The organism is Pontibacter qinzhouensis, from assembly GCF_008017455.1.
Classification (GTDB): Bacteria; Bacteroidota; Bacteroidia; order Cytophagales; family Hymenobacteraceae; genus Pontibacter; species Pontibacter qinzhouensis.
Genome location: NZ_VRTY01000022.1, coordinates 15,022 through 38,486, shown reverse-complemented (window position 1 = coordinate 38,486; position 23,465 = coordinate 15,022). Strand labels below are relative to the sequence as shown.

The window sequence follows — 23,465 nt, the reverse complement described above, 5'->3', positions numbered from 1 at the left end:
GCGTCTAAACGGCTTATTTTTGAAGTTCATCGAACTCGTATACGTGCTTGTTGGCATTGCCTGTTACGTCGTGGCAGTTGCAGTTACCGCCCCACTTTTTGGTGCCATCGGTAAAGTACTCGCACTTCCAGATCGGTACCTCATGCTTTACCCGGTCTATAATATAACGGTTGGCTGCATAGGCCTCGCTACGGTGCGGAGAAGCCGTTATCACCACCACCGCCGATTCTCCTACAGCAACCTTACCGGTACGATGCTGCGCCACAGCAATATTCAGCGGCCACTTCTGCTTCGCCTCCTCTATAATTGCTGCCATCATCTTCGCCGCCATCGACTCATGCGCCTCATAATCGAGGTAGGCTACTTCTCTGCCGAGGTTGTTATCGCGCACTTCGCCACTAAACAGCACAATTGCCCCTGCTTTGGGATGGTGCGCAGCGGCCAAAAGGCCAACTACATCAAGGGGAGTATCGGAGAGGTGGGTCATAAGATTTGGAGAGGTTAGATCAGAGGGAATAAATGATGAACGATATTTTGATTTATTTACTGATGTTACGCACCTTCTGGTATTTGAAACCTTTAATTTGGTTCTAATACATTTGGTAACAGTTTCATCCGGTGCCCTTAGGCTTTCATTTTTCATTGTAGAAGTCTTAGCGCTCAAGGCCGCGAGGCCCCGTTCTCGGGCATCGCGCTGCTGCATCTTTCCTGCCTTCGCTCGCGCTCAGGCTGCCTGCGGCACCGGAAACCTGCAAAGGCGCTCAACCCAAGAACTGGAAATTTATGCTCTTAGTTGAGGCTAAAGCGCCAGCGACTGCAATTTGTTGGGATTATAAAATTTAACTAAATATCCTTAGTGCGAAACATCAGTTATTTACAAGGTTAACTAAACTCTCATCCCCCACTGCTCGGTGGAATTACACAAACAGTATCATTCTCTTTCAACTGAAAACTTGGATCTACAAATTCATCACCAACGGCAAAACGGCAAATCTTCAGCATGTTTCCGGCCGCACCGTTCAGCTCCAATAAGTGCTGTTTCAGCGCCTTCACATCCTGCACGTTTCCTGCCACCTCAAACTCTTTATCGAAATAATCTTTCAGCGCTGCAAATACCTGTACTTTCATGTTCTACTGTTTTGTGTGATAATCTTTAGAGGAATACAAATTTCAAAAGACCTGTTATTCGTGTTTTTGTCATTCTGAGCTTATTGAAGAATCTAATTTGTAACGTCATGTACTTCATAGTTCCCTCGGTAGTCTCGGGCAAACTACCCATTTCAAAATCTAAAATCTAGCATCTAATATCGAACATCTAAACTTTAGCCTCCTATCTGAAGCATGCTCAGGTCGCTGCCGGTAAACTTCAGGTCCTGTTTTTGCCACATGGCTTGTTGCAGTTTGCTTTGCAGCACCTGCTCTTCCTGCACATCGCTTATCGAAACCGGGTGGTTGCTGCTCAGGCAGCCGTAGATGTTGCCCTGGGCATCAAGGCGAAGGCGGTTGCAGTCCTGGCAGAAGGGGTCGCTCTCGTTCGCAACAATGCCGAATGTTTTTCCCTCCAGCGTCTGCCAGTAATTGGCAGTAGCACCGGGCTTACGGAGCAGTTTAAAGAACTCATATTCTGTATCGATGGCCGCCAGTATATCGTTTTGCGAGTACAGGTACTCCGCAGCGTGCTGGTGCAGGTGCCCCATGGCCATTACTTCCAGAAACCGTATCGCAATATCTTTATCGAACGCATAGCGCAACAGTGGCAGCACCTGGCAGTCGTTCATACCTTTCAGGATTACGGCGTTCAGCTTCACCTCCAGCCCGCAGGCAAGGGCCGTTTCAATGCCTTTGAGCACACGATGTACCTGCTGGCGCTTCGTCATTTTAAAGAACACCTCCTCCTCCACCGCATCCAGCGACACGTTAACCGACTGTAGCCCTGCTTCTTTCAGCAAAGGCGCCACACGGTCTAGCAGAAAAGCATTGGTCGTTATTTTAATGTTCGGAATGCCGATTTGTTTTGCACCGGCAATTACTTCTGCCAGTTCCCGGTACAGCAAAGGCTCCCCGCCGGTAAAGCGGATGGTATCGAGGTTTAGCTGCTTGTGGAGCTGCTCTATTTGCTGCAGAAAAACAGAAGCCGGTGTCTGAGGTTTTTTATCTACATTAATGGTGGGGTCGCCCATGGTACAGTACACGCACCCTAAATTACAGGTGCTCAGTAAGCTCACCCGCAAGGTTTTAAAGGTCCGGTTGTATCTGTCGTTCAACTCCATTATTGCATAAAAAATATAAGTTTAACCGAGGCAATGCCTAAAACAGCCGTTAGCAGGTAACGCACCGTGGTCTGTGCAAACCGCTGGCTGCCAAAATAAGCGCCTGCCGTGCCTCCCACCAAAGCTGCAGCAAACCAAATATACGCAGAATTGCTGATAGTATAGGTTGTAAAGGAGCTCCCTAACAGCCCCGCCAGCGAGTTAAAGAAAATAAACAGACTCGATACAGCAGCGGCTTGTTTGGCATTTGCCCATGCCAATAGAACCAATAAAGGACTCAAAAAGATTCCACCGCCAATGTTCAGCAAGCCCGATAAAAACCCGATAACGATACCCCACAGCAGGGCAGTTGTCAGGTTCAGTTCCCGCTGCTCCTGCTTCTCTTTAGGGCCAAAACCTAATAACCTGATAACAGGTAGCAGTAGCGCCAGGCCAAGCAGCAGGTTAAAGTTACCCTCGGGCAAGCTTACACGTGAGCCTATAAAAGCAAGCGGAATGGAGGTAATGAGAAAGGGCCAGAGCAACTTCCATTTAAAATAGCCAGCTCTGTAGAATTGATAAAAACCGATGCCTGCCACTAACATATTCAGCACCAAGATCATAGGTTTATAGACTACTACAGGCACCGCAAAAATAGATAGAACTGCCAGGTAACCACTTGCACCACCATGCCCTACCGAGGCATACAGGAAACCAACAATAAGTAACGAAGTGGCAATCAGCAGGTCATAATTCATTCAGTAGGCACAGGTTGTGGTGTTTCTATTGCTTTAAAATCTTCTTTAGGCGCATCGCAGGTCGGGCAAGTATATGTACTCAGGGCTTCGAACGGAGTTCCTGCGGCTATATCATTTACGGCATCGCCATACATTTCGTCATAAATGGTATAGCAGTTACGGCATTGGTAAACCTTAGGTTTTACAGGTTCTGCTGCTTCTGTAGTCACTTCATTTTCCAGGTAAACCGCGTTTGCCATTAAATCTGGCTCGCTTTGCAGCTCATAGTAATAGTTACACAACTCAATAATGTAAGTACTAAGTTCATGCCTCTGCACATCTTTCCTGAAACAGATAAAATCCTTTGAGTTCGGGTTGAAATCGCGGGTATAAAGAATCTCAAACCGCTCATCGGCCAGCACAACTCCCTCGGTAATATCCTGTTGCGTCCGGATGATGATAGAGCCAAACAAGCCTGTTTTTGGTTGGGTTTTAATGGCAAAGCAAAGCTTAAAGGTACGCACATCCTCCTCGTTCAGCTTGCGCACCAGCTCGTTTTTCAGCTCCAGGCCATAGGCACACTGGTCCTCTACCTGCCAGTTCAGCTCGTTGGAGGCGTGGCGCACGTTTATGCGGTATTTACAGAGCACGGCATCCCACAGGTTTCGGTCGGCAGCATCTATTCCTTTCACAATCACCGATTTCCAGGGGGTGGTGTACAGCTGCCCTACCCGCGTTTTCATGCACACTTTGCAGAGGTCTTTCAGGAAGGCAACTTTAAACAGCTCATCGCGGCGGTAAATGCCGAGCCACAGTTTGTTGCTCCCGTAGCGGTTAAAGCCTTCGTAGTAAGAGAGCGTAAACTCCGGAAGTTTAAGCGCCTTGGTAATGGGCTGAATTACAAAATCACCTACAGCATTTACCATGCTGTGCAACAGGTTTCCATCTATGGCCGGCTGGTCATAAAATAGCTCCGGGCTGGCAAAAATGGTGCGCTCTATAGCACTGCTCAGGTCGGCAATGTCTTCGGAATAAACGAGCGTTGGCCACTGGTAAATAACATTCGTTTTCGGAAAACGGATGTATAGGTACCAGTAGTTGCTGGTGTCGGAGGCGATAAAGTTGAGGTTGCCGGTAAAAAACGGGAAAAAGGTTTGGTCGTTATCCACCAGGTTTATCTTGAGCTGTGGCCGGTAATCGAACAGGTCCAGAATGTCTTTATACACGCCTTCGCGCAGCCAGTCGGGGTGGTAAATAACTTCTTCTATGGCGTAGGAACTTATAATATTCGGGTGCGCATCTGCATTCAGCTCAAACATGATGTCTGCCAGAAACAAGTCCTGCTTCAGCACTGGTAGCCTGTCATCGGCCACATGAAAAAACAACTGCTGCCTGTTCCCAAACCGCACATCCTCCACTCCCGCCTTTTCAGCAGCTGACAGCACTTCATAAAGATCTCCGGCAGAAACTATTCCGCCTGGGAGGTTTATTTTGATGGTATGTAATTTCATTTTAAGAATGAGTTTTTAGCCTGAATCATGGATTACTTTGATTATAGGATTTTACAGATAAAAATAAATCCAATCAATAATTCGTGAAATCAGGGTAATCCTGTTGATCCGTTATTCAGACAATTTCAGTTTCTTCTACACCAGCACCTGGCTTTCTAGTACCTCCAGTTTCAGTTGCTCGTCCAGTATGGCTTTTACTTCGGGTCGGCAGGAGCCGCAGCCTGTGCCGGCACCGGTGGTAGCGCAGAGTTCTTTAAAATCGGTACAGCCTGCTGCTATCTTGTTCCGGATGTTGTCGGAACCCACGTTGTTGCAGCTGCACACCAGCTTGCCCAGCACTGGTTCGGCTTTGCTACCGCTGCGGAGCAATTGAAGACGCTTATCGCTCAGCTCTATCTTGTTCGAGATCAGCTCCCGGAACTCCTGGAATTCGCTCTTGTCACCAATCAGAATAGTTCCTACCAAACGGTCCTGGTGAATGATGCATTTCTTGTAGTAGCGCTTCGCCTTGTCGATGAACACAATTTCCTCATAATCATCGCTGGGGCACTCCGGTAAGCCGATGCTGCAGAGGTCGAAACCGTGGATTTTGATGATGTTCATGAAGGTGCTACCAGTGTAGTGGCTGGCAATATCGCCGTTCAGGTAATGGGCCACTACCTCTGCCTGCTGCTCAGCTGCTGCCGTAATGCCGTAAAGTACTCCTTCGAACTCAGCAATTTCACCGATGGCAAAAATGTCCGGGTCGTTGGTCTGCAGGCGCTCGTTTACCAGCACACCGCGCTTGCAGTCGAGGCCGCAGTCGCGGGCAAGCTCCAGGTTTGGCACCGTACCGATGGCAATGATCATGGCATCGCAGTCTATGCGGCGACCACTTTTCAGGCCGACGCCGGTCAGTTTGGAGCGGCCGTAGTAAAGCTGCACCTCATCGTTGTAGTAAATATCGCAGCCCTGGTCCTCCATCTCCTCGTGCAGCAGCTGGCTACCAAGTGGGTCCAGCTGGCGGTCGAGGAAGCGGGAAACGCGCTGAATAATGGTAATCTTAACGCCAATCTCCCGCATCGATGCCGCCATCTCCAGCCCCAGCAAACCGCCGCCAACGATCACCACATGGCCATCTTTTGGCACATGATTTTTGAAATTATCGGCATCAGTGCGGCTGCGCATGGTAAAAATGCCCGGCAAAGTTGGCACCTGCTTCGGTACGGCAGCACGACTACCTGTGGCCATCAGCAACACGTCGTAATCTTTGCGGTTGCCCCTGGAGTCGATCACGTATTTTTCTTCGCGGTTCACTTTCTCCACACTCACCCCACGCAGCAGTTTTATGTTGTAAGCTGGCTCTTCGGCGTCTTTCATTTTCACGAGCTGCTCCCACTGCTGTTGGCCGCTAATGTAGTCGGGCAGCATCACGCGGTTGTAGAACGGAAAATCTTCTTTGCTGAAAATCGTAATCTCGTCGTCCGGGTTTATTTCGCGGTATGATTTTACAAAACCAAAGGCTCCTGCCCCGGCACCTACCACCACAATGCGCTGGAAAGGTTTTTTGTATTTCTCCACCCGCACGGCGCAGAACTTAAAGTCCGGCTCTTTAGAAATCGGGTCGAGTGCATCGTTCGTCACATTGTTGGCACGGTTCAGATCGTTACCCAGAATCTTGCCCCAGTGCATCGGCAGAAACACAACACCACGTTTTATGTTAGCTGATAGTTTAGCCTTAACCCGTACGTCTCCTCTTCTGGAGGCTACCACCACCACATCACCTTCTCCTATTTTGAGCAGGTCAGCATCGGTGGGGTGAATTTCGAGGTAAGCCTGAGAAATGTGCTTTTTGAGCTTGTTCACTTTCCCAGTTTTGCTCATGGTGTGCCATTGGTCGCGGATGCGGCCAGTGGTTAATATGAGCGGAAAATCATTATCCGGCATTTCACTTCTGAAAGCAACCGGAACCGGGTGAATAACAGCTTTGGTAGAAGGCGTGTAAAATGTCTTATCGGTAAAAAGGCGGGCAGTGCCCTCTCCTGTCTCACCTGTGGTGTATGGCCACTGCACGCTCCGCTTTTGCTGCAGCACTTCGTAGTTCAGGCCTGTAATATCGATGTTTGTTCCGGCTGTTAGCTGCGCGTGCTCCTGGTAAATTTCAGAAGCGTTTTTAAAATCGAAACCACGGAAACCCATTTTTTGCGCAAAGCGACAGATGATCTCTGCATCTGGCAAGGCCTCTCCGGGAGCATCCACCACCTTGGCTAAATGGCTGATGCGGCGCTCGGAGTTGGTCATGGTGCCTTCTTTTTCGGCCCAGGCAGCAGCTGGTAGTACCACATCGGCATATCGAATGGTTTCAGGCTTATCGCTGATATCCTGCACCACCACGAACTTCGCTTTTTTCATGCCTTCCTCTGCCAGCCGCACGTTCGGTAAGCTGGTGAGCGGATTGGTACAGATTACCCAGATGGCTTTGAGGCTACCGTTGTTTAAGGCTTCAAACATTTCGGTGGCTGTCAGGCCGGGTTTTTCTGAGATCGTGGTGCCGCCCCAGAACTTCTGCACCTCCTCGCGGTGCAGCGGGTTGTTCAGGTTGCGGTGCGCTGCCAGCAGGTTCGACAGGCCTCCTACCTCACGGCCGCCCATAGCATTAGGCTGCCCGGTAAGCGAAAACGGTCCGGCACCTGGTTTGCCGATCTGGCCTGTAATCAGGTTCAGGTTGAGCAGGCTCAGGTTCTTGTCTACGCCCACAGCACTTTGGTTCAGGCCCATTGTCCACATCGAAATAAAGCCTTTTGCGCCACCTATATAGGTTGCAGCCAACCTGATATCTTCTTCGCGCACGCCACAAAGTTCTGCTGCTTCTGCCACGGTGCGTTCAAATACCACCTCTTTATATGCCTCAAAACCTTCGGCATGGTTCTGAATAAAGTCGAGGTCAATGTCTCCGTTCTCGATGAGCACGCGGCCAATGGCATGATTCAGGATAACGTCGGTGCCCGGGTTCAGCTGCAGGTGCAGGTCTGCAATGGCAGCGCTATCGGTAACGCGCGGGTCCACGACAATAATCTTTACGCCCGGGTTTGCTGCTTTATGCGCCTCTACTCTACGCCACAGAATAGGGTGGCACCAGGCGGGGTTGGCTCCGGTCACATAAAAGCAATCGGCCAGTTCAATGTCGTCGTAACTAACCGGAACGCTGTCTTCGCCTAAAGCCATTTTGTAGCCTGCCACGGCACTGCTCATGCAAAGCCTGGAGTTAGTGTCGATGTTGTTGCTGCCGATAAAGCCTTTTATCAGCTTGTTCACTACGTAATACTCTTCCGTCAGGCACTGCCCGGAGACATAGAACGCAACCGATTCAGGACCATATTTCTGGATGAACGTTTTGAATACGGCTGCGGTACGCTGCAAAGCCTCGTCCCAACTGACGCGCTGCATGGGCATACTCTTGCTGTAGCGCATTTGTGGGTAAAACAGGCGGTCGCTTTTATCGTTAACGGTGTACTGAAGGTTCAGGCCTTTGCTGCACAACATGCCTTTGTTCACCGGATAGGCTGCATCTCCTTCTACGGTAACTGTTCCGTTTTTCTCTTTCGAAACCGTTACGCCACAACCAACACCACAGTAGCAGCAGGTACTGGCAAATTTATCCTTATGTTGTTCGGTCGTCATTTTGTCTGAACCTTGGTTTTAGCTAATCTATAGTTGGGTTGAAATAACACGCGCCTTGTTTTCAGGAAGGGCACACGCTGCTAGGTTTTACAGTTGCTTCCTTTAATACCCTTGGCAGAAATCGGGTAAAAAAGCTTTGGAAGGCCATTATCATTAGAAAAATTCTCCTTCGCTGGTGTGAGCTTTACAGTTGCTTCTCTTAACACCCTTGGCAGAAAACTGGCAAAAAAGCTTTGGAAGGCCATTTTCATTAATAAAATTACTGTATATGGCCGATACTTCAGACGCTGAGAGATCTATGCATACTGCTTATCTTGCTTCTTCGAGTTCGTAGGCTGCGGCTGGAATGGCCTGGCCATTTTTCTCTGCCAGCAGCTGGTGAATTTCCTGTTTGGCTTCTTTTTCCATGGCGGGTGAGAACCGAATCAGCAGGGCAAGTACCGAAGTGCCAGCCACTACCAGACCAATAATGTACAGCGCTTCGGGGTACGACATGTTATCTACTTTAAACAGGAAACCTGCTGCCACCGCACCGGCATTACCACCGGCACCTACTATACCCGACACAGCACCCATGGCGTTTTTGTTGATGAACGGAACCACCGAGAACGTAGCGCCTTCTGCCATCTGCACAAAAAGGCTGAACACGATCATCACGATAATAGAAATTGGCAATATCGTCATGCTCGAAAATGCTACCAGTGCCAGGCCTTCAAGCAAAATAACTGCTCCCAGAAACCAAACCCTGCCAGAAAGGCCATAGCGGATCCCGGCTTTATCGCCGAAGAAACCACCCAGCGTACGGGCAAATATGTTCATCAATCCAAACAAACCTGCAATTAATCCGGCTGTTCCTAAATCCAGTTCAAAGAAATCGTGGTAGTAGATGGCGGCGATGTTGTTGATGGTCAGCTCTATGCCGAAGCAGGCACCGTAGAGTACAAACAGCACCCACACACGGTAATCGGCAGCGGCTTTCCAGAACGAAACGGTATCTTTTTTCTTTTTGGCTGCAGCTACATCCGAGAGTTCAGAAATGTTGCCGGCCGGAGAGTCTTTGGTGAAGTGGTAGTACAGAATGCCGCAAATGATCATGGCTACTCCAGGCACGACCATGGCATAACGCCAGGCTTGCGAATCTAAAAAGCCAAGCCCTACAAAACCTGCAAAAATAAGCGGCATCACCATTTGGGTAACGCCCCCACCCAGGTTACCCCAACCGGCAGTTGTGGCATTGGCAGTACCGACTACATTGGGCGCAAACATAACCGTGGTGTGGTATTGTGTAATCACGAAAGAAGCTCCAATTACGCCAATCGCTAATCTAAAGATCAGGAATGATTCGTAGCTATTACTGAACCCGATCAACATAACCGGAAAAGCTCCCAAAATAAGTAGTGCCGTGTAGCTGATGCGCGGCCCGATTTTATCGCACAGCCAACCAATAACCAAACGGGCAACAATAGTAATGGCCACTGAAGAAATGATGATGTTGCCAATCTGATCTTTGGTCAGATCGAGCTCTTCGCGGACTACTGCCATAAGTGGGGCAATACCAAACCAGCCAAAAAAACAGAGAAAAAACGCCAGCCACGACAAGTGGAAGGTACGCATCTGAATGGACTTCAGGCTTAATAACTTAATGGAGGTTGCTTTTCCGTTTGATGCCTTCATGTTAAAGATGTTAGATATTAGATGGTAGATATTAGATATTGGGATATGTATGCTAGTGAGAATTTGCAGCTCGCACTACCGTTTTCTTTTTTTCTTTATCTTTTATCCTTGGCCACAAGCAGCACTGAAGGCGCGGGCTGCTTGTGGCAACCTCTGCTTACATCAGGCTATTGCTGAAGGATATAAATTCTATTGTTTGCCCTTGCTCGAGTACCTGCTGCTCTGCCGGATGAACACCCAGGCCATGTGCCATAAGCCCGGCCCGGATGTCGCCGGAGCCGTTGACCTGGAGCGGCTGCAGGGTAGTGGTGTCTTTATTTATTTTAACCGTGAAAAACTCCGCCAGCTGGTGCTTTTTAGTGCGTTGCTGCTGCAGTTTGTAGTTGTATACTGGCCCGCCCTCAAAGCCGAAACAGTGGTAGAGGTAGTGCTCAATTAGCAGGGTAAAGGTTACGAGACAGGAAAACGGGTTTCCGGGCAGCGCGAACACAATACCTCCGTTCGGAAGCTTTCCGCAGAAAACCGGCTTACCGGGCCTGATCGCTAGTTTATGAAACAGTTTTTCTATGCCTAGTTCCTGCAGCACCTGTGGCACATAATCGGCGTCTCCGGCTGATACTCCGCCACTCATAATAATCATATCATGTTGCAGTGCTTCCTGTATTGCCTGGTGCAGGGCCTCCTTCGTATCCGGAATATGCTGGTATACATCCGGCTTCAGCTTCCATTTCCGGAGCAGCGCCTCCAGCAGGTGCCTGTTACTGTTCCTGATCTGAATAGGTGAGACAGCTGCATCAACTGGTTTTACCTCATCTCCTGTTGTAAAAAGGGCGATGCGTGGCAGCTTTTCTACCAGCACCTGTGCCTGCCCCACGGCTGCAAGCGAATTGATGACAGAAGGGTTTACCAGTATTGGCGCTGGCACCAGTACTTCCTCCTGTTGCACATCTTCTCCCTGCCGGGCTATGTTTTGAAAGGCGGTAACCGTATCGACTTTAATTTCTACAGCACCTTTTCCTTCGGTGGTATCTTCTCGCCGGAAAACTGCGTTGGCCGAGGTCGGCACGGCAGCTCCTGTCATTATTTTGTAGGCGAAACCGGGCTGCAACTCCTGCTGGTGGGCCTGCCCCGCAAAAATAGTTTCCTGCACCGGGTAGTTTCGCTGACCTTGCTCCCAATCTGCCGTTCGAATGGCATAACCGTCTACAGCCGAGCGGTTAAAAGGCGGGTAATCACGATCGGCTCGTATAGCTGCTGCCAATACTCTTCCGTCTGCCTCATCGAGTGCCACCTGCTCCTGCCCAAACGATTTTGCATAGGTCTTTACCAGTTGCTGCGCCTCGGCTATGGCCATAAGCGCAGGTGCTTTGCCTGTCTGCTGCGCCATTAGTGTCCGCCCCCTTTCATCATTTTGCGGGCATGGAACACGGCTGGCAAAATGGCTTCTAAAGACTCTCTGGCGCCGTTGGAGCTGCCTGGCAGCGTTACGATCAGCGTTTCTCCTATGGCTCCGGCTACGCCTCTGCTCATCATGGCGAGCGGTGTACGGAGCTGCCCGTGAGCCCGCATGGCTTCTGCGATGCCTGCTGCTTCGCGTTCCAATATTTCTTCCACGGCTGCCACGGTGTTATCTCGCGGGCCGAGGCCGGTGCCACCAGTGGTAAAGATGAAATGTACATCTTCAGCCACCCAGGCTTTTATTTGCTGCTGTATCTGCTCCCGGTCGTCGGGCAGAATCGTGTAGTGCTTCACATTGGCTTTTACCTCTTCCAGCATCTGCTTTATCAGCTTGCCACTTCCGTCTTCGCGGGTGCCGGCGGCGGTAGAGTCGGAGCAGACAAGCACAGCACAGGTTGGTGGCGTAGAAAAGAACTTTTTGCGATCGCTTTTGCCGCCTTTCTTTTCCAGTAGTTTAATGTGACCGATTTCCAGCTGCGTGTCTACCGGCTTCAGCATGTCATAAATCTCCAAAGCTGCCACCGATACCGCTGTAAGCATTTCCATCTCTATGCCGGTGCGCCCAATCGACTTGGCCTCACCGGTTATAACGATGCCGGAACGCTGGAAAACAGCTTCCGGAAATTGTCCTTCGTGCTGTTCCTGCTCCAGAAACTCAAACTCTATCTGCAAACCATCTATGCCAACGGGGTGGCAATGCGGCAGGAGTTGCGGAGTAGCTTTGGCACCTAAAAAGCCAGCGGCTCTGGCTACATCGAACAGGTTCCCTTTGGGGAGCTGGTCGCATTTAATGGTTTCAATGGTTTCGGGGGTGCAAAAAATAACGGCTACAGCCCGGGCTGTGCGTAGGGTAATTTGTTTGTGAGTGATATCGCGCATGCAGATTTATTTAAATGTTGAAAGCTCAAATAATCTGCTTTTTCCGGATAAAACAACAAAAAGTTATTCTATTCCGAGGTACACCATGCCTGCCTCAACTTTTACCGGGTAAGTTTTGAGCTGATACTCTTCACCGGAAAGGCATTCTCCTGAGATAAGTGAAAAGGCTTTTTTATGGAACGGGCAGGCTACTTTTGGCTCGCAGGTATCGCCGGTGCTCCCGATCATGCCACGCGACAGCACCATTTGCTGCTTGTGCGGGCACAGGTTCTGCGTAGCATACCACTCGCCACGGCGGGCAAAGTTATAAATCGCAATTTGCTCGTCTTTGTATTTCACACAGGCACCACCGTTTTGCGGCACATCTTCTGTTTTACAAACCATTACCCATTTTACGGCTTCTGCAACTTGAATTTCCATGATTTCTGAGTTTTGAATTTTTGAATGAATGTTTGAATGAATGGTATTTAACCAGCGGATGGAGCAGCAGCTGTTCGCTGATTTGTTTTACCCTCATCTATTTTTACATTTTGAATGATTGATTGAGTGAATAAAAAATAAATGAGAGCCGTAGCAACTGTTGGCGGGTATCACCGCTGGTGCGAGCTTGTAGCTCGTACTGCAATTTCTCTTCAGGTGGTATGAAAGTACAAGCTACAAGCTCGCAACAGCGAAGGCATGTTTGGCAGCTTTCAAATTAACCATGCAGCCATTTAACAATCAACAACAAACAATCACCAACTAAATTCTTCTAATTAAAATGGCCTTCCGAGGGCTTTTTAAAGGATTTAAGTCAAGGGTAGAGAAGGCCTTACCACTCCTTGGCTTTTACCTGCTCGCGCATAGTGTCGAACTGCACATAAGGGTCTTTCTCTTCCGGCGCGTTTACAAAATGGTTGAACTGCTTTCTCAGGTCCGGGTTCTCCACCACTTCTTTCCATTCGCAGTGGTAATTGTTGATAAGTGCCTGCATTTCCTCTTCCAGCTGCTCGTTTATGCCGAGACTGTCGTTGATGATCACGTTTTTGAGGTAGCTGATGCCGCCTTCCATTTTGTTGAGCCAGGTGGCGGTTCGGGTAAGCGGATCGGCTGTTTTAATGTAGAACATCAGGAACCGGTCGAGGTACTTGACACAGGTTTCTTTGTCTACATCGGTGGCCAGCAGCAGGGCGTGCTGTGGCTTGGAGCCACCGTTTCCGCACACAAACAGGTTCCAGCCTTTCTCGGTGGCTATAATGCCAAAGTCTTTCGATTGTGCCTCAGCACATTCTCTTATACAGCCACTTACGCCGCCTTTAAGCTTGTGCGGAGCGCGTATGCCCTTGTAGCGATCTTCTACCTCGATGGCAAACGACACGCTGTCGTGCAAGCCGAAGCGGCACCAGGTGCTGCCTACGCAGCTTTTTACTGTTCTGAGGGCTTTGCCATAGGCGTGTCCGCTCTCGAAACCTGCCTCTATCAGCTTCTCCCATATCTCTGGCAGGTCGCTTACGTGCGCCCCGAAAAGGTCGATGCGCTGGCCTCCGGTTATCTTGGTATAGAGCCCGTAATCTTTGGCAACCTGCCCGATCACGATTAGTTTATCTGGTGTTATTTCGCCTCCCGGTATGCGTGGAACAACCGAGTAAGTACCGCCTTTCTGGATGTTGGCGAGGTAGCGGTCGTTGCTATCCTGGATGGTGTGCTGCTTCACGATCACATCGTTCCAGAGGCTGGCAAGTACGCTGGCCACTACCGGTTTGCACACTTCGCAACCATCGCCTTTGCCAAAGGTATCTAAGGCTTCGTCGTAGGTGCGGATGTTGTTAATCTTCATGAGGTCGAACAGCTCCTGGCGCGAATGATCGAAATGCTCGCACACCACATTTTTGATGTACTGGCCGTTTTCCTTCATCGTACCGGTGATCAGGTCCTTTACGAGCGGCACGCAACCACCGCAACCAGTGCCGGCTTTGTTGCATTTCTTCATACCATCCACGGAGGTAATTCCCTGCTCGTTTACAGCAGAACAGATATCTCCTTTGGTTACGGCTTCACAAGAGCAGATCAGGGCATCGTCTGGCAGGCTCATCACACCAGCTCCTGTGCTTGCTTCTCCTCCCCTGGCTCCCAAAATCAGGTCTTCGGGGTTTGGAGGCAGCACCAGTTTGTTGTTAACCGTCTGCAGGAGCATGTTGTAGGCATCAGCGTCGCCAACGAGCACTCCGCCCAGCAGGTACTTGCCGTCGTTGCTGATGTTGATGCGCTTGTAAACGCCTTTGTTCGCATCTTCAAACACAATAGAGCGGCCATCTGGCTCTGCCACAAACGGATCGCCGAAGCTGGCTACGTCTATGCCAATCAGTTTCAGTTTGGTGCTCATGTCGAAACCATAGAAGCCTTTGTCGCCGCCACTAATCTGGGTTGCCACTACTTCTGCCATTTCGTAACCAGGCGCTACCAAACCGTAGATCATGCCTTCGTGCAGCGCGCACTCACCAATGGCGAAGATGCTGCTGTCGCTGGTCTGCATTTTCTCATTTACTACAATACCGCCACGCAACCCTACTTCGAGGCCAGCCAGTTTGGCCAGTTCATCGCGCGGACGAATACCTGCTGAGATCACCAGCATATCTACTTCCAGCACCGTTTCGTCAGCAAATTCGAGTGCAGTAATTTTTCCGTTGCCGGCTATGTTGGTGGTGCTTTTGCTCAGGTGCATCTGCAGCCCCAGTGCTTCCAGTTTCGTCTGCAAAGTTTTGCTTCCTGCCGAATCTACCTGGCGGGGCATCAGGCGCGGGGCAAATTCTATGACATGTGTTTCTTCTATTCCTAAATCGATCAGTGCCTTGGCAGCTTCCAGACCCAAAAGCCCGCCACCCATTACAGCACCTTTGCGGCAGGTGTGCGCATACTGCTGAATCAGCTCCAGGTCCTCAATTGTTCGGTACACAAACACACCATCTTTCTCCACTCCGGGTATGTTCGGCACAAAAGCACCTGATCCAGTAGCCAGCACCAGGTAATCGTATGGCTGCACAAGACCTCTGGAAGAATGAATCGTCTTTTCGAGGCGGTTGATCTCTGTAACCGGGTCGCCCAGGTGCAGCGTGATGTCGTGGTTCCGGTACCAATCTTCCGGCGACATAGACAGGTCTTCGGCTGACATACCATTAAAGAATTCACTCAGGTGCACTCTGTCGTATGCGCGGCGGGGTTCTTCACCAAAAACAACGACATGAAAGGCTTTTGACTTGGCCATAAGTTTTTCGCAAAACTTATAACCGACCATGCCATTTCCGATGACTACTACCGTGGGGAAAGAATGCTGTGACATATGATGTAATGTTAAGAGTTATGGCTTCGTTGAAGTAGTTGCTTTTAAATTATTGAGCAAGACACTGACACTATTTAAGTCAATTCAATTTTTTAAAGCATCAATGGGTTTAAATATATTTTTTTCAACACTTAAAGCTTATAATTAACAAGATTATAAACCTTAAAACTATTACTTGTTATTATCTTAAATTCATCCAAAAAAGCTCTATTCATCCTTTTAACAAGCATAATATTAAACAATTCTAAGCTAACAGGAGTAAGTAAAACAATTACAATACTTAATTATTTACATCCCCCTTTCTGGAATATGTGTTAAAATTAATCATTATACCTTGAAAAACAATAGGGGGTTCAATAAATTTTTAGGTATTTTAAGTAATTATACTCAATTTAAACAGGGGGTAATGGCAATTTTTCAAATTACATATTTTTATAACTAATAATATATACCTCTTTTTTCAGGCCTTGGCTTTAAAATATGGGTGCAATTCAAGAAAAAGGAGTTATTATTTTATGGCTATTGCTAAAAACATAGCCTGTTATTGCCAGTACCTCAAATTTTGAAGAACAACAGACTCAAGAGTAATGAAGAATTTCTTAGGAGTTAAGACCAAAAAATATTTTACGCTGGGACATGGCATTTTTAGGGGGGGGGTTAGATCAATACACTTTATTTCTTTGGGAATAAGGTATAGTATGGGGAGACATAAATAGAAATCTCTTATCTATAAAATAAGTATCCTAAAAATTTTGATTGTTAAAGTCAACCATACCAACAGGACAAGTGATGATGGGAGCAAAAACGGAAATGAATGGAGCTTTCTTAACTGGAAAACACATAAACACACGATACTATAATAGGAAGCGTAGCAGCTTCAGCTAAAAAACTATTTCAGTATTTGCAGAAAAACCGGCTAAAGGTTATAATATTGAAACTTGATAACCCTTTTTTAAAACCATATTCGTTATATAGAACATGTCTGGCAGCACAAAAACACCTGAGCTTTATGTAGTGGGGGCAGGCCCCGGAGATCCTGAGTTGATAACCGTGAAAGCATACAAGGTCCTGCAACGGGCAGATGTGGTGCTATACGACAACCTGGCTAACAAAGAATTGCTGGACATTACACGCGACGAATGCGAAAAGATTTATGTGGGTAAGCACCCCTATGGCTCCTACACCCCGCAAGAGAAGATTCATGAACTGATTCAAGAGAAGGCGCTTAGCAAAGGTACAGTCGTGCGGCTGAAAGGTGGAGACCCTTACATTTTTGGGAGAGGCTTTGAAGAGGTACTATTCGCCAGGCAGCATGGTATAGCCACTTATTATATACCTGGCGTTACCAGCATGCAGGCCAGCGGCCTGGAAGACATTCCTCTTACGCACCGGGCGGTGAGCGAAGGCATCTGGGCCATTACCGGCACAAAAAAAGACGGTTCTCTCTCTAACGACCTGCGCCTTGCCATGCAGAGCAATGCTACAGTGGTTATTTATATGGGTATGAAAAAAGCCGTTGAGATAGCAGAAACTTATAGAGACGCAGGAAACGGGAACATTCCGGTGGCTGTGGTGCAGCATGCTTCGTTGCCACATAAAAAGTCGGTTACCGGGCAGGTGCAGGACTTGCCGCAATTAATTCAGGAGCATCACCTCACCCACCCCGCTCTCATTATTATAGGTTGGGTTGTGGGCCTGGAGAAAAACGAATAAAAGCAGCTACTTCAAAACTCAATTATTCAAATGAAATAAGCCTTCCGAAGCATTTTTGGGCAAAACAGCTCAAGGGTAACCTATACTTAACCTAACTTCAGGGTATCCTTTTTACCAGTTTCTGAACACCTTTCGTAATGCGTTCGCGGAGAGTGGCTGCATTTTTTGGCACTACAGCCTCGGCTATTCCTTGCCAAACCAGTTCGTTTCTACTGTTGTTTACCAGGTCTACCGAAAGAGTACCTTCATTATATCTTCCTACTTCCACTTCTTCGCTGCGCCAGGTGTAGCGGCGTTGCCCGAAGTAAGTTGGCGGATCGGTCAGGAGGTTCGTTTCGCGGGTCTGCACTTCTTCCTGCACCACCACACCCAGGTTAATACGCAGGTCGGGGTCCTGATCTACCTGTCGCAGCCCGCGTTGTTCGAGTGCACGTGTCATCTCCTCCTGTATAAAGGTCATCTGCTGCCTGTAAGCTGCCAGGGCATTACCAGAAGCTTCCATCTCGTAAAAATTAAACGTTTGATACTGGGCTAACCTGAAATTGTCGGCTGCCTCTGTTTTTACCACCCTCACAGGCGAGCAACCTGCCGCTACCAGCATAAGGCCAATGGCTAGCAGCGTCCAAACAAAAGACCTGATTTTTATCATACTCAAACTTTATTAAGAGCAATGCCCGGTAAAATTACGATCCTTTGGGTATACGCCTGTTTTAGCTATCTGTTTGGGTAATTCACCTGTTGCCGGTGTGTGGCTCTAAACCATAAGCAGGCACAGCCCGTAAACCAACGCTTAGTTTCAGATTAAGCTCATTTAACGCGTAAACCGGAAAAAACAGACTTTAAACCATCAAGAAAGGGGAATCTATAGGTAGTAAATGATTATTAGCCTATCTTTGATTACCGAAAAATTTCAACTTTCCAGGCCACTATATGGACACCAACACAACTGCAAGACTGCTACTCAGAAAAAAACAAGACATCCTGGTTAACTGGATGGAAAATCAGTTAGCGGACGATACATTAAGAGATGATCTTATATCGAACGAAGAACTTAACAAGCAATCTGAAGAGTTACTCGATGGCTTACTCAAAGCTGTTTCGCATGGTAATTTCGAAAACATCTACAGCCCGGAGTATGAGCAAACGCTCGATACACTTGGCGATATATCTATAACCCGCGCACGACAGGGCTTTTCTCCTCGCGAGACAAACCTGTATGTACTTAGTCTGAAACAAGCACTGACAGATGTGCTGGAGCAAGAGCACTTAAACGATCCGGCACTACTCTACAAAGAGGTTATTTTAATTAACAAGCTGCTCGATAACCTGAGCATTGCAACTTTCGAAACGTACCTGAAAGGCCGGGAAGAAGTTATTTTAAGACAGACCGATGAGCTTAATGAGATCTCAACACCTGTTATCAGGGTGTGGGACGGCATTCTGGCTTTGCCCATTATAGGCACCCTCGACAGTTCCCGCACCCAGATCGTAATGGAGAACCTGCTGCAGGAAATCGTGAACACGGGCAGCAGCATTGCCATTCTGGATATTTCAGGTGTTCCGGCCGTAGACTCACTCGTAGCGCAGCACCTGATTAAAACTGTTAGCGCCACCCGTCTGATGGGAGCCGAATGTATTATTAGCGGCATACGCGCTGAAATTGCCCAGACCATTGTGCACCTGGGAATCGATTTATCCAACATTCGCACTAAGTCTACGCTGGCAAGCGCTCTGCAAATTGCGTTCGAAATGCTGAACCTGCAGGTAAGAAAAACAGGGCAGACAAGTGTGACTAAACTGCTAAGGTAACACAATGGAGAGAATCCCGATATTAAAAATGGGGCCTTTCCTGTTAGTGACCATACAGGTAGACCTCTACGACAGACTTGCGCTTAACCTCGAAAACGACCTCATTACCATGGTCAGTAAAACCGGGGCCAGAGGCGTATTAATTGATATTTCAGCCGTTACCATCGTAGACTCATTTATGGGGCGCATTTTAGGCAATATTGCTTCTATGTCGCGCATCATGGATGCTGAAACAGTAGTGGTGGGCATGCAGCCTGCCGTTGCCATTACGCTTGTAGAACTTGGCCTTACCTTACAAGGTGTGCACACGGCACTTAACGTAGAGCGAGGCATGGACCTGCTCTACAAAAAGACCGATGTTCTACTCGACCAAAACCAAGAGGAAGAAGAGGAGGCCGCTGAACAGGATCCGGAATGATTACGATGACCAAAGACACGATGGAAATCGTGCGGGAACAGGACGTTGTCCCCTTCCGGAATCGTGTAAAGGAACTTGCCACTAAAATAGGCATGAGCCTGGTAAACCAAACCAAACTGATTACAGCTGCGAGCGAACTGGTGCGTAACATGCTCAAGTACGCCAACGGTGGTAAAGTAACCCTCGAACTCATTAGCAAGGCCGGTCAGTCCGGAGTTCGGTTAACCTTTACAGATAAAGGGCCGGGTATAGCCGATATTCAGCAGGCGATGCAAGATGGGTTCTCTACCGGCCGAAGCCTGGGTCTGGGGCTGCCTGGTACGCGCCGGCTGGTAAACGAATTTGCCATTAGTAGTGTAGTAGGCGAAGGCACCACTGTTACAGTTACACACTGGAAAAATGGACGTTAAACACCACCAAAGTTTTCTGTTGCCCGACAGAACCTATGCCAACATTGTTAAACGCGACATAACCCGTATAGCCGAAAGTTATGGATTCTCTCCTGCCGAGGTAGGCAGAGTAAATATTGTTGTTTCCGAAATGGTATCTAACCTGCAGAAGCATACCACCCAGGGAGGCGAGATTTTAATTAAGCAACTAGACAAGACAGGGATTGAGATCATTTGCCTCGACAATGGCCCCGGCATGGCAGATGCCATTCGTACCATGGAAGACGGCTACTCCTCTGTTGGCACTGCTGGCGAAGGACTTGGCGCCATAAAACGGCAGTCTCATGAGTTCGACATTTTTTCACAACTGGGGGCAGGTACCATTCTGCTCTCGAGGATGTTTAAAGGACATTACAAGCCTTCTCCTATGCCTAAAAGCCGGTATGAGGTAGCAGCAGTTATGGTACCGAAACCCGGAGAGTTTGCCTGTGGCGACAATTACGCCATGTTGGAGCGAGGCAACGACTGCTACCTGATTGCTTTAGATGGTTTGGGGCACGGGCCAAATGCACAGGAGGCAAGCACAGAGGCTGCAAACGCTTTTTTGAGTCAGCCCAGCCAGGATCCTGCTGCAGTACTGCGTCACATACACGGTAGCATCCGCAGAACACGTGGTTCGGTTGGTACTGTCGCGCACATCAGCCTCGGCAAAAAGCAAATTTCTTTCTGCGGAGTAGGTAACATAGCAGGCAAAATATTTTCGGTTGAAGGACCTTACTTAACAAATGCTTTGAGCCGGAATATTATGGCCTATAACGGTATATTAGGGCACAATGTACCATCTAGCTTTAGCACACAAATTGACACCTGGAATAACTCGAAGTTGCTGGTACTGCACTCCGATGGGCTTAAATCGCGCTGGGACATTAGCAAATACACAAATCTGCACCGGCGCGACGCAAGCATTATAGCTGCTTTGTTATACCGGGATTTTTGTCGTCAGACCGACGATACACTGGTGCTGGTGGCTCGTTCTAAAGCATAAATTCTATGACCAGGAACATCATCAAAATAAATATAAATAACGAGCTCGACGTGGTGCTCGCCTATAACAGAGCACGACAGCTTTCTGAGCGCCTGGGCATTTCGATGGGCAGCCGCACCAAATTCTCTACAGCTGTTTCAGAAATTTGCCGTAATGTAATTGAGCATGTTGGCAACGGCCAAATCAAATTCGGGCTTGCAGAGGAAACCGGCCATAAATACCTGGAAGCTGTTATTTCGGATAGAGGCCGTGGCATTGGCAACGTGGAGAGTTTGCTCAAAAACACCGAAACCACTGTAGCCGGCAAGGGAACCGGCCTCCAGAACTCACGCAAGCTGGTAGACTATTTTCATATAGAAAGCCAATTCGAGAGAGGTACGCAGGTAACGCTGCGCCAACGCCTGCCTCACAATACGCAGCACGTTTCTAAAGCCACCGCAGAGACCTGGATTTTTGAACTGAACCAGGAACAGGTGTCGCCTTATGCCGAAATAAAGAAACAGAACATGCAACTGCTCGATGTGCTGGACAACCTGCGCGAGCGCAACGAGGTAAGCCAACACCAGCTAAAAGAAATCAGGCACCTGAACGAGCAGCTGCAACAATACAACAACGACATACAGGAGCTGCTGCAGGAGCGCGAAAACCAGAACAAACTGCTACACAAAATAAACGACGAGCTCGATGCTTTTGCCCACACTGTATCGCATGACCTGCGGGCACCGCTCCAGAACATTAAGGGCCTGGCTAGTGCGCTCGAAGATTGCCTGCACTCACAAAAGCTGGACGATGCACAAGAAATGTTTAAAATGCTACATTTCCAGACTAGCAAGATGGATAACTTTATTACCAGTATTCTGTCTTACTCGCTGGCCGGCCGGCAAAACATGGTAAAAGCAACCACCGATGTTAGCGAGCTGCTGCACGATGTGGTAAATCTGTTAGGCATCAGCAATAGTTCTGTTGTGCAGATTCCGGGGGAGCTTCCTGTTTTAGTAACCGAAAGAATTTTTTTGCACCAGGTCTTCAGTAACCTCATCAGCAATGCCCTTAAATACCACGACCACCTGGAGCAGCCACGTGTACTGATTCAATATGTACTGAAAGGAAGTTTAATCGAATTTGCTGTTGAAGACAACGGACCAGGCATAGCCCCAGAATCGCAAAACAAAATATTTGAGATGTACGAAACTGCAAACGCACATCATATAAGCACTGGCATTGGGCTTGCCATTGTGCGCAAAATAGTAAAAGGCAAAGGAGGCGATGTGTGGGTAGAATCTGCAGGGCGAGGGGCACGATTCGTATTTACCTGGCCTGCCAATGAACTGGTTAGGATAACAAAAGCACAGTAATATAGCCTATCGGAACCAGGCTACATGGAACTATGAAGCCTGGTGGCAGAAATAACTTCTATTTACTTTTTTAGAAAGAACTCCGACATAATTTCCTTCACATCGTGCTTAGTAAGCGCCTTGGAATAATGCTTCTTTACCCGCTTGTAATTTTTTATCCGCTCCAGATCATAAAAGCTGGCAGAAGAAGTTAGCATCATGATAATGACATGGTTACTTGTGTCCAGGCCTCTACGCTGGTATTCTTCCAGAAAGGTAAAGCCGTCCATAACCGGCATTTTAATATCCAGAAAAATAAGGTCAGGGCAGCGCTTGCCTTCTACTACATTTCCGTCACAAGCTTCGCTCAGGTACTCAATGGCCTCTTTACCATTTTTTAAAACCATTACTTCCTTGGCTACCTGCATTTCAGTTATCAGGCGTTTGTTCAGGTAATTTGTAGTATCGTCGTCATCAACTAATAAAACCAGATCGAGAGTAGGTTGTGAAGCAGTCATCCAAAAATGTGTGTTCGAAAATTATGAAAACAATCAAAATTCAATTTCTCTCTTTCCTAGAACCACTACTCCTCCTGAGAGCAGTTAATAAGAATATGTTGAGTACGTAAGAAATAGGATTGCTTAAGTGGCAAAGTTCGCATTTAAAAACGGGTTTATCAACAGCAAACTTTAATCATCCAAAATAAGAATTTTACAGTAAACACCCGAAATTAACGAATGTTTCTATTACTACTAAAAACTAGATTAAGTTATTATTTATTAACTGATGTTACGCATACTGAGTATTGCCCCTTTGAAGGGGGTTGGGGGATGACTTACACATGTGATCAATTATTTTCAAATTGCAGAAGCATCAAGTTCATTGCCCACGTTTTTGCTAGTAAGCTTAACATCCCCCTACCCCCTTCAAAGGGGGACTTTTTTCTTCTGTAGTATACTAGTGCGTAACATCAGTTATTAAATTAAAGCTACCAACTTATTATAGACTGCGACAAAACCTTTCGGATTTCAGAGCTTTGTTTTTTCAATTTTAATAATATGATTAAGAAAAGTCCTGCATCCTGCGTCTCGAAGTTTTGCAATTTCGAATTCCGGAAAGTTATGACGCCATCTATACCAGGCCACAACTTATTTAAATTTAAATCACCTTGCAAAAAGCCGTAGTCTTGAGTAGCTTATATAAGCTGCTGCAACAGCTTATTCAGGAAGTTTAATACAGAGTCTATTAGCTACATTTTATTTGTTGTCTTTTT

The 23,465-nt window shown here is 47.9% G+C and carries 19 protein-coding genes; 6 read left to right on the top strand and 13 right to left on the bottom strand.

All coding sequences use genetic code 11. From position 1 onward, the window contains the following. Positions 1–13 precede the first annotated feature (13 nt). The 11 genes from FVR03_RS07670 to nirB all read right to left on the bottom strand — a co-directional run bounded on the left by FVR03_RS07670 (position 14) and on the right by nirB (position 15,484). Positions 14–487: a molybdenum cofactor biosynthesis protein MoaE gene (locus FVR03_RS07670; RefSeq protein WP_147921158.1), complete on the bottom strand. Its 474-nt coding sequence runs from the start codon at positions 485–487 to the stop codon at positions 14–16. Between the two features lie 407 nt (positions 488–894). Further along, positions 895–1,128, bottom strand: coding sequence for a MoaD/ThiS family protein (locus tag FVR03_RS07665; protein WP_147921157.1), 234 nt, complete (start codon positions 1,126–1,128; stop codon positions 895–897). A gap of 194 nt (positions 1,129–1,322) precedes the next feature. Beyond that, positions 1,323–2,264 carry a GTP 3',8-cyclase MoaA gene (locus FVR03_RS07660; RefSeq protein WP_222707192.1) on the bottom strand — a complete coding sequence of 314 codons (942 nt, stop codon included), beginning with the start codon at positions 2,262–2,264 and terminating at the stop codon, positions 1,323–1,325. A 5-nt stretch (positions 2,265–2,269) separates the two neighbouring features. After that, positions 2,270–3,007, bottom strand: a complete 738-nt coding sequence (locus FVR03_RS07655) for a sulfite exporter TauE/SafE family protein (RefSeq protein WP_147921155.1) — start codon at positions 3,005–3,007, stop codon at positions 2,270–2,272. After that, the gene (locus FVR03_RS07650) at positions 3,004–4,497 is read right to left on the bottom strand and encodes a rubredoxin domain-containing protein (RefSeq protein WP_147921154.1); all 1,494 of its coding nucleotides are present in this window, start codon (positions 4,495–4,497) and stop codon (positions 3,004–3,006) included. The genes FVR03_RS07655 and FVR03_RS07650 overlap by 4 nt, the downstream gene beginning before the upstream one ends. A gap of 135 nt (positions 4,498–4,632) precedes the next feature. Next, entirely contained in the window at positions 4,633–8,157 is a 3,525-nt protein-coding gene (locus FVR03_RS07645) for a nitrate reductase (protein ID WP_147921153.1), read from the bottom strand. A gap of 309 nt (positions 8,158–8,466) precedes the next feature. Further along, positions 8,467–9,831: an MFS transporter gene (locus FVR03_RS07640; RefSeq protein ID WP_187270084.1), complete on the bottom strand. Its 1,365-nt coding sequence runs from the start codon at positions 9,829–9,831 to the stop codon at positions 8,467–8,469. 157 nt (positions 9,832–9,988) lie between these two features. Beyond that, a complete protein-coding gene (locus FVR03_RS07635; RefSeq protein WP_147921152.1) occupies positions 9,989–11,218 on the bottom strand; it encodes a molybdopterin molybdotransferase MoeA in 1,230 nt (409 codons plus the stop codon). Further along, the gene (moaCB, locus tag FVR03_RS07630; RefSeq protein ID WP_147921151.1) at positions 11,218–12,168 is read right to left on the bottom strand and encodes a bifunctional molybdenum cofactor biosynthesis protein MoaC/MoaB; all 951 of its coding nucleotides are present in this window, start codon (positions 12,166–12,168) and stop codon (positions 11,218–11,220) included. The genes FVR03_RS07635 and moaCB overlap by 1 nt, the downstream gene beginning before the upstream one ends. A gap of 63 nt (positions 12,169–12,231) precedes the next feature. Beyond that, positions 12,232–12,588 carry a nitrite reductase small subunit NirD gene (nirD, locus tag FVR03_RS07625; protein WP_147921150.1) on the bottom strand — a complete coding sequence of 119 codons (357 nt, stop codon included), beginning with the start codon at positions 12,586–12,588 and terminating at the stop codon, positions 12,232–12,234. 391 nt (positions 12,589–12,979) lie between these two features. Beyond that, positions 12,980–15,484 (bottom strand): nitrite reductase large subunit NirB, encoded by a 2,505-nt coding sequence (gene nirB / locus FVR03_RS07620; protein ID WP_147921149.1) that lies wholly within the window; start codon positions 15,482–15,484, stop codon positions 12,980–12,982. Between the two features lie 978 nt (positions 15,485–16,462). Here nirB and cobA point away from each other — a divergent pair. Continuing rightward, positions 16,463–17,197: a uroporphyrinogen-III C-methyltransferase gene (gene cobA, locus FVR03_RS07615; RefSeq protein WP_147921148.1), complete on the top strand. Its 735-nt coding sequence runs from the start codon at positions 16,463–16,465 to the stop codon at positions 17,195–17,197. 97 nt (positions 17,198–17,294) lie between these two features. Here the strand turns inward: cobA and FVR03_RS07610 are convergent, their stop codons facing one another. Continuing rightward, a complete protein-coding gene (locus FVR03_RS07610; RefSeq protein ID WP_147921147.1) occupies positions 17,295–17,846 on the bottom strand; it encodes a DUF4136 domain-containing protein in 552 nt (183 codons plus the stop codon). Positions 17,847–18,127: 281 nt separating this feature from the next. On the opposite strand from FVR03_RS07610, the gene FVR03_RS07605 reads away from it, so the two are divergent. The 5 genes from FVR03_RS07605 to FVR03_RS07585 are packed head-to-tail and all read left to right on the top strand — an operon-like array spanning position 18,128 to position 22,213. After that, positions 18,128–19,006, top strand: a complete 879-nt coding sequence (locus FVR03_RS07605; protein ID WP_147921146.1) for an STAS domain-containing protein — start codon at positions 18,128–18,130, stop codon at positions 19,004–19,006. Positions 19,007–19,010: 4 nt separating this feature from the next. Further along, entirely contained in the window at positions 19,011–19,424 is a 414-nt protein-coding gene (locus FVR03_RS07600) for an STAS domain-containing protein (RefSeq protein WP_147921145.1), read from the top strand. 5 nt (positions 19,425–19,429) lie between these two features. Then, positions 19,430–19,834, top strand: coding sequence for an anti-sigma regulatory factor (locus FVR03_RS07595; protein ID WP_147921185.1), 405 nt, complete (start codon positions 19,430–19,432; stop codon positions 19,832–19,834). After that, positions 19,824–20,858: an ATP-binding protein gene (locus tag FVR03_RS07590; protein WP_147921144.1), complete on the top strand. Its 1,035-nt coding sequence runs from the start codon at positions 19,824–19,826 to the stop codon at positions 20,856–20,858. Before FVR03_RS07595 ends, FVR03_RS07590 begins: the two co-directional genes overlap by 11 nt. 5 nt (positions 20,859–20,863) lie before the next feature. Beyond that, positions 20,864–22,213 carry an ATP-binding protein gene (locus tag FVR03_RS07585; RefSeq protein ID WP_147921143.1) on the top strand — a complete coding sequence of 450 codons (1,350 nt, stop codon included), beginning with the start codon at positions 20,864–20,866 and terminating at the stop codon, positions 22,211–22,213. A gap of 62 nt (positions 22,214–22,275) precedes the next feature. Here FVR03_RS07585 and FVR03_RS07580 read toward each other — a convergent pair whose 3' ends face one another. After that, entirely contained in the window at positions 22,276–22,710 is a 435-nt protein-coding gene (locus FVR03_RS07580) for a response regulator (RefSeq protein WP_147921142.1), read from the bottom strand. Between the last annotated feature and the right edge of the window lie 755 nt (positions 22,711–23,465).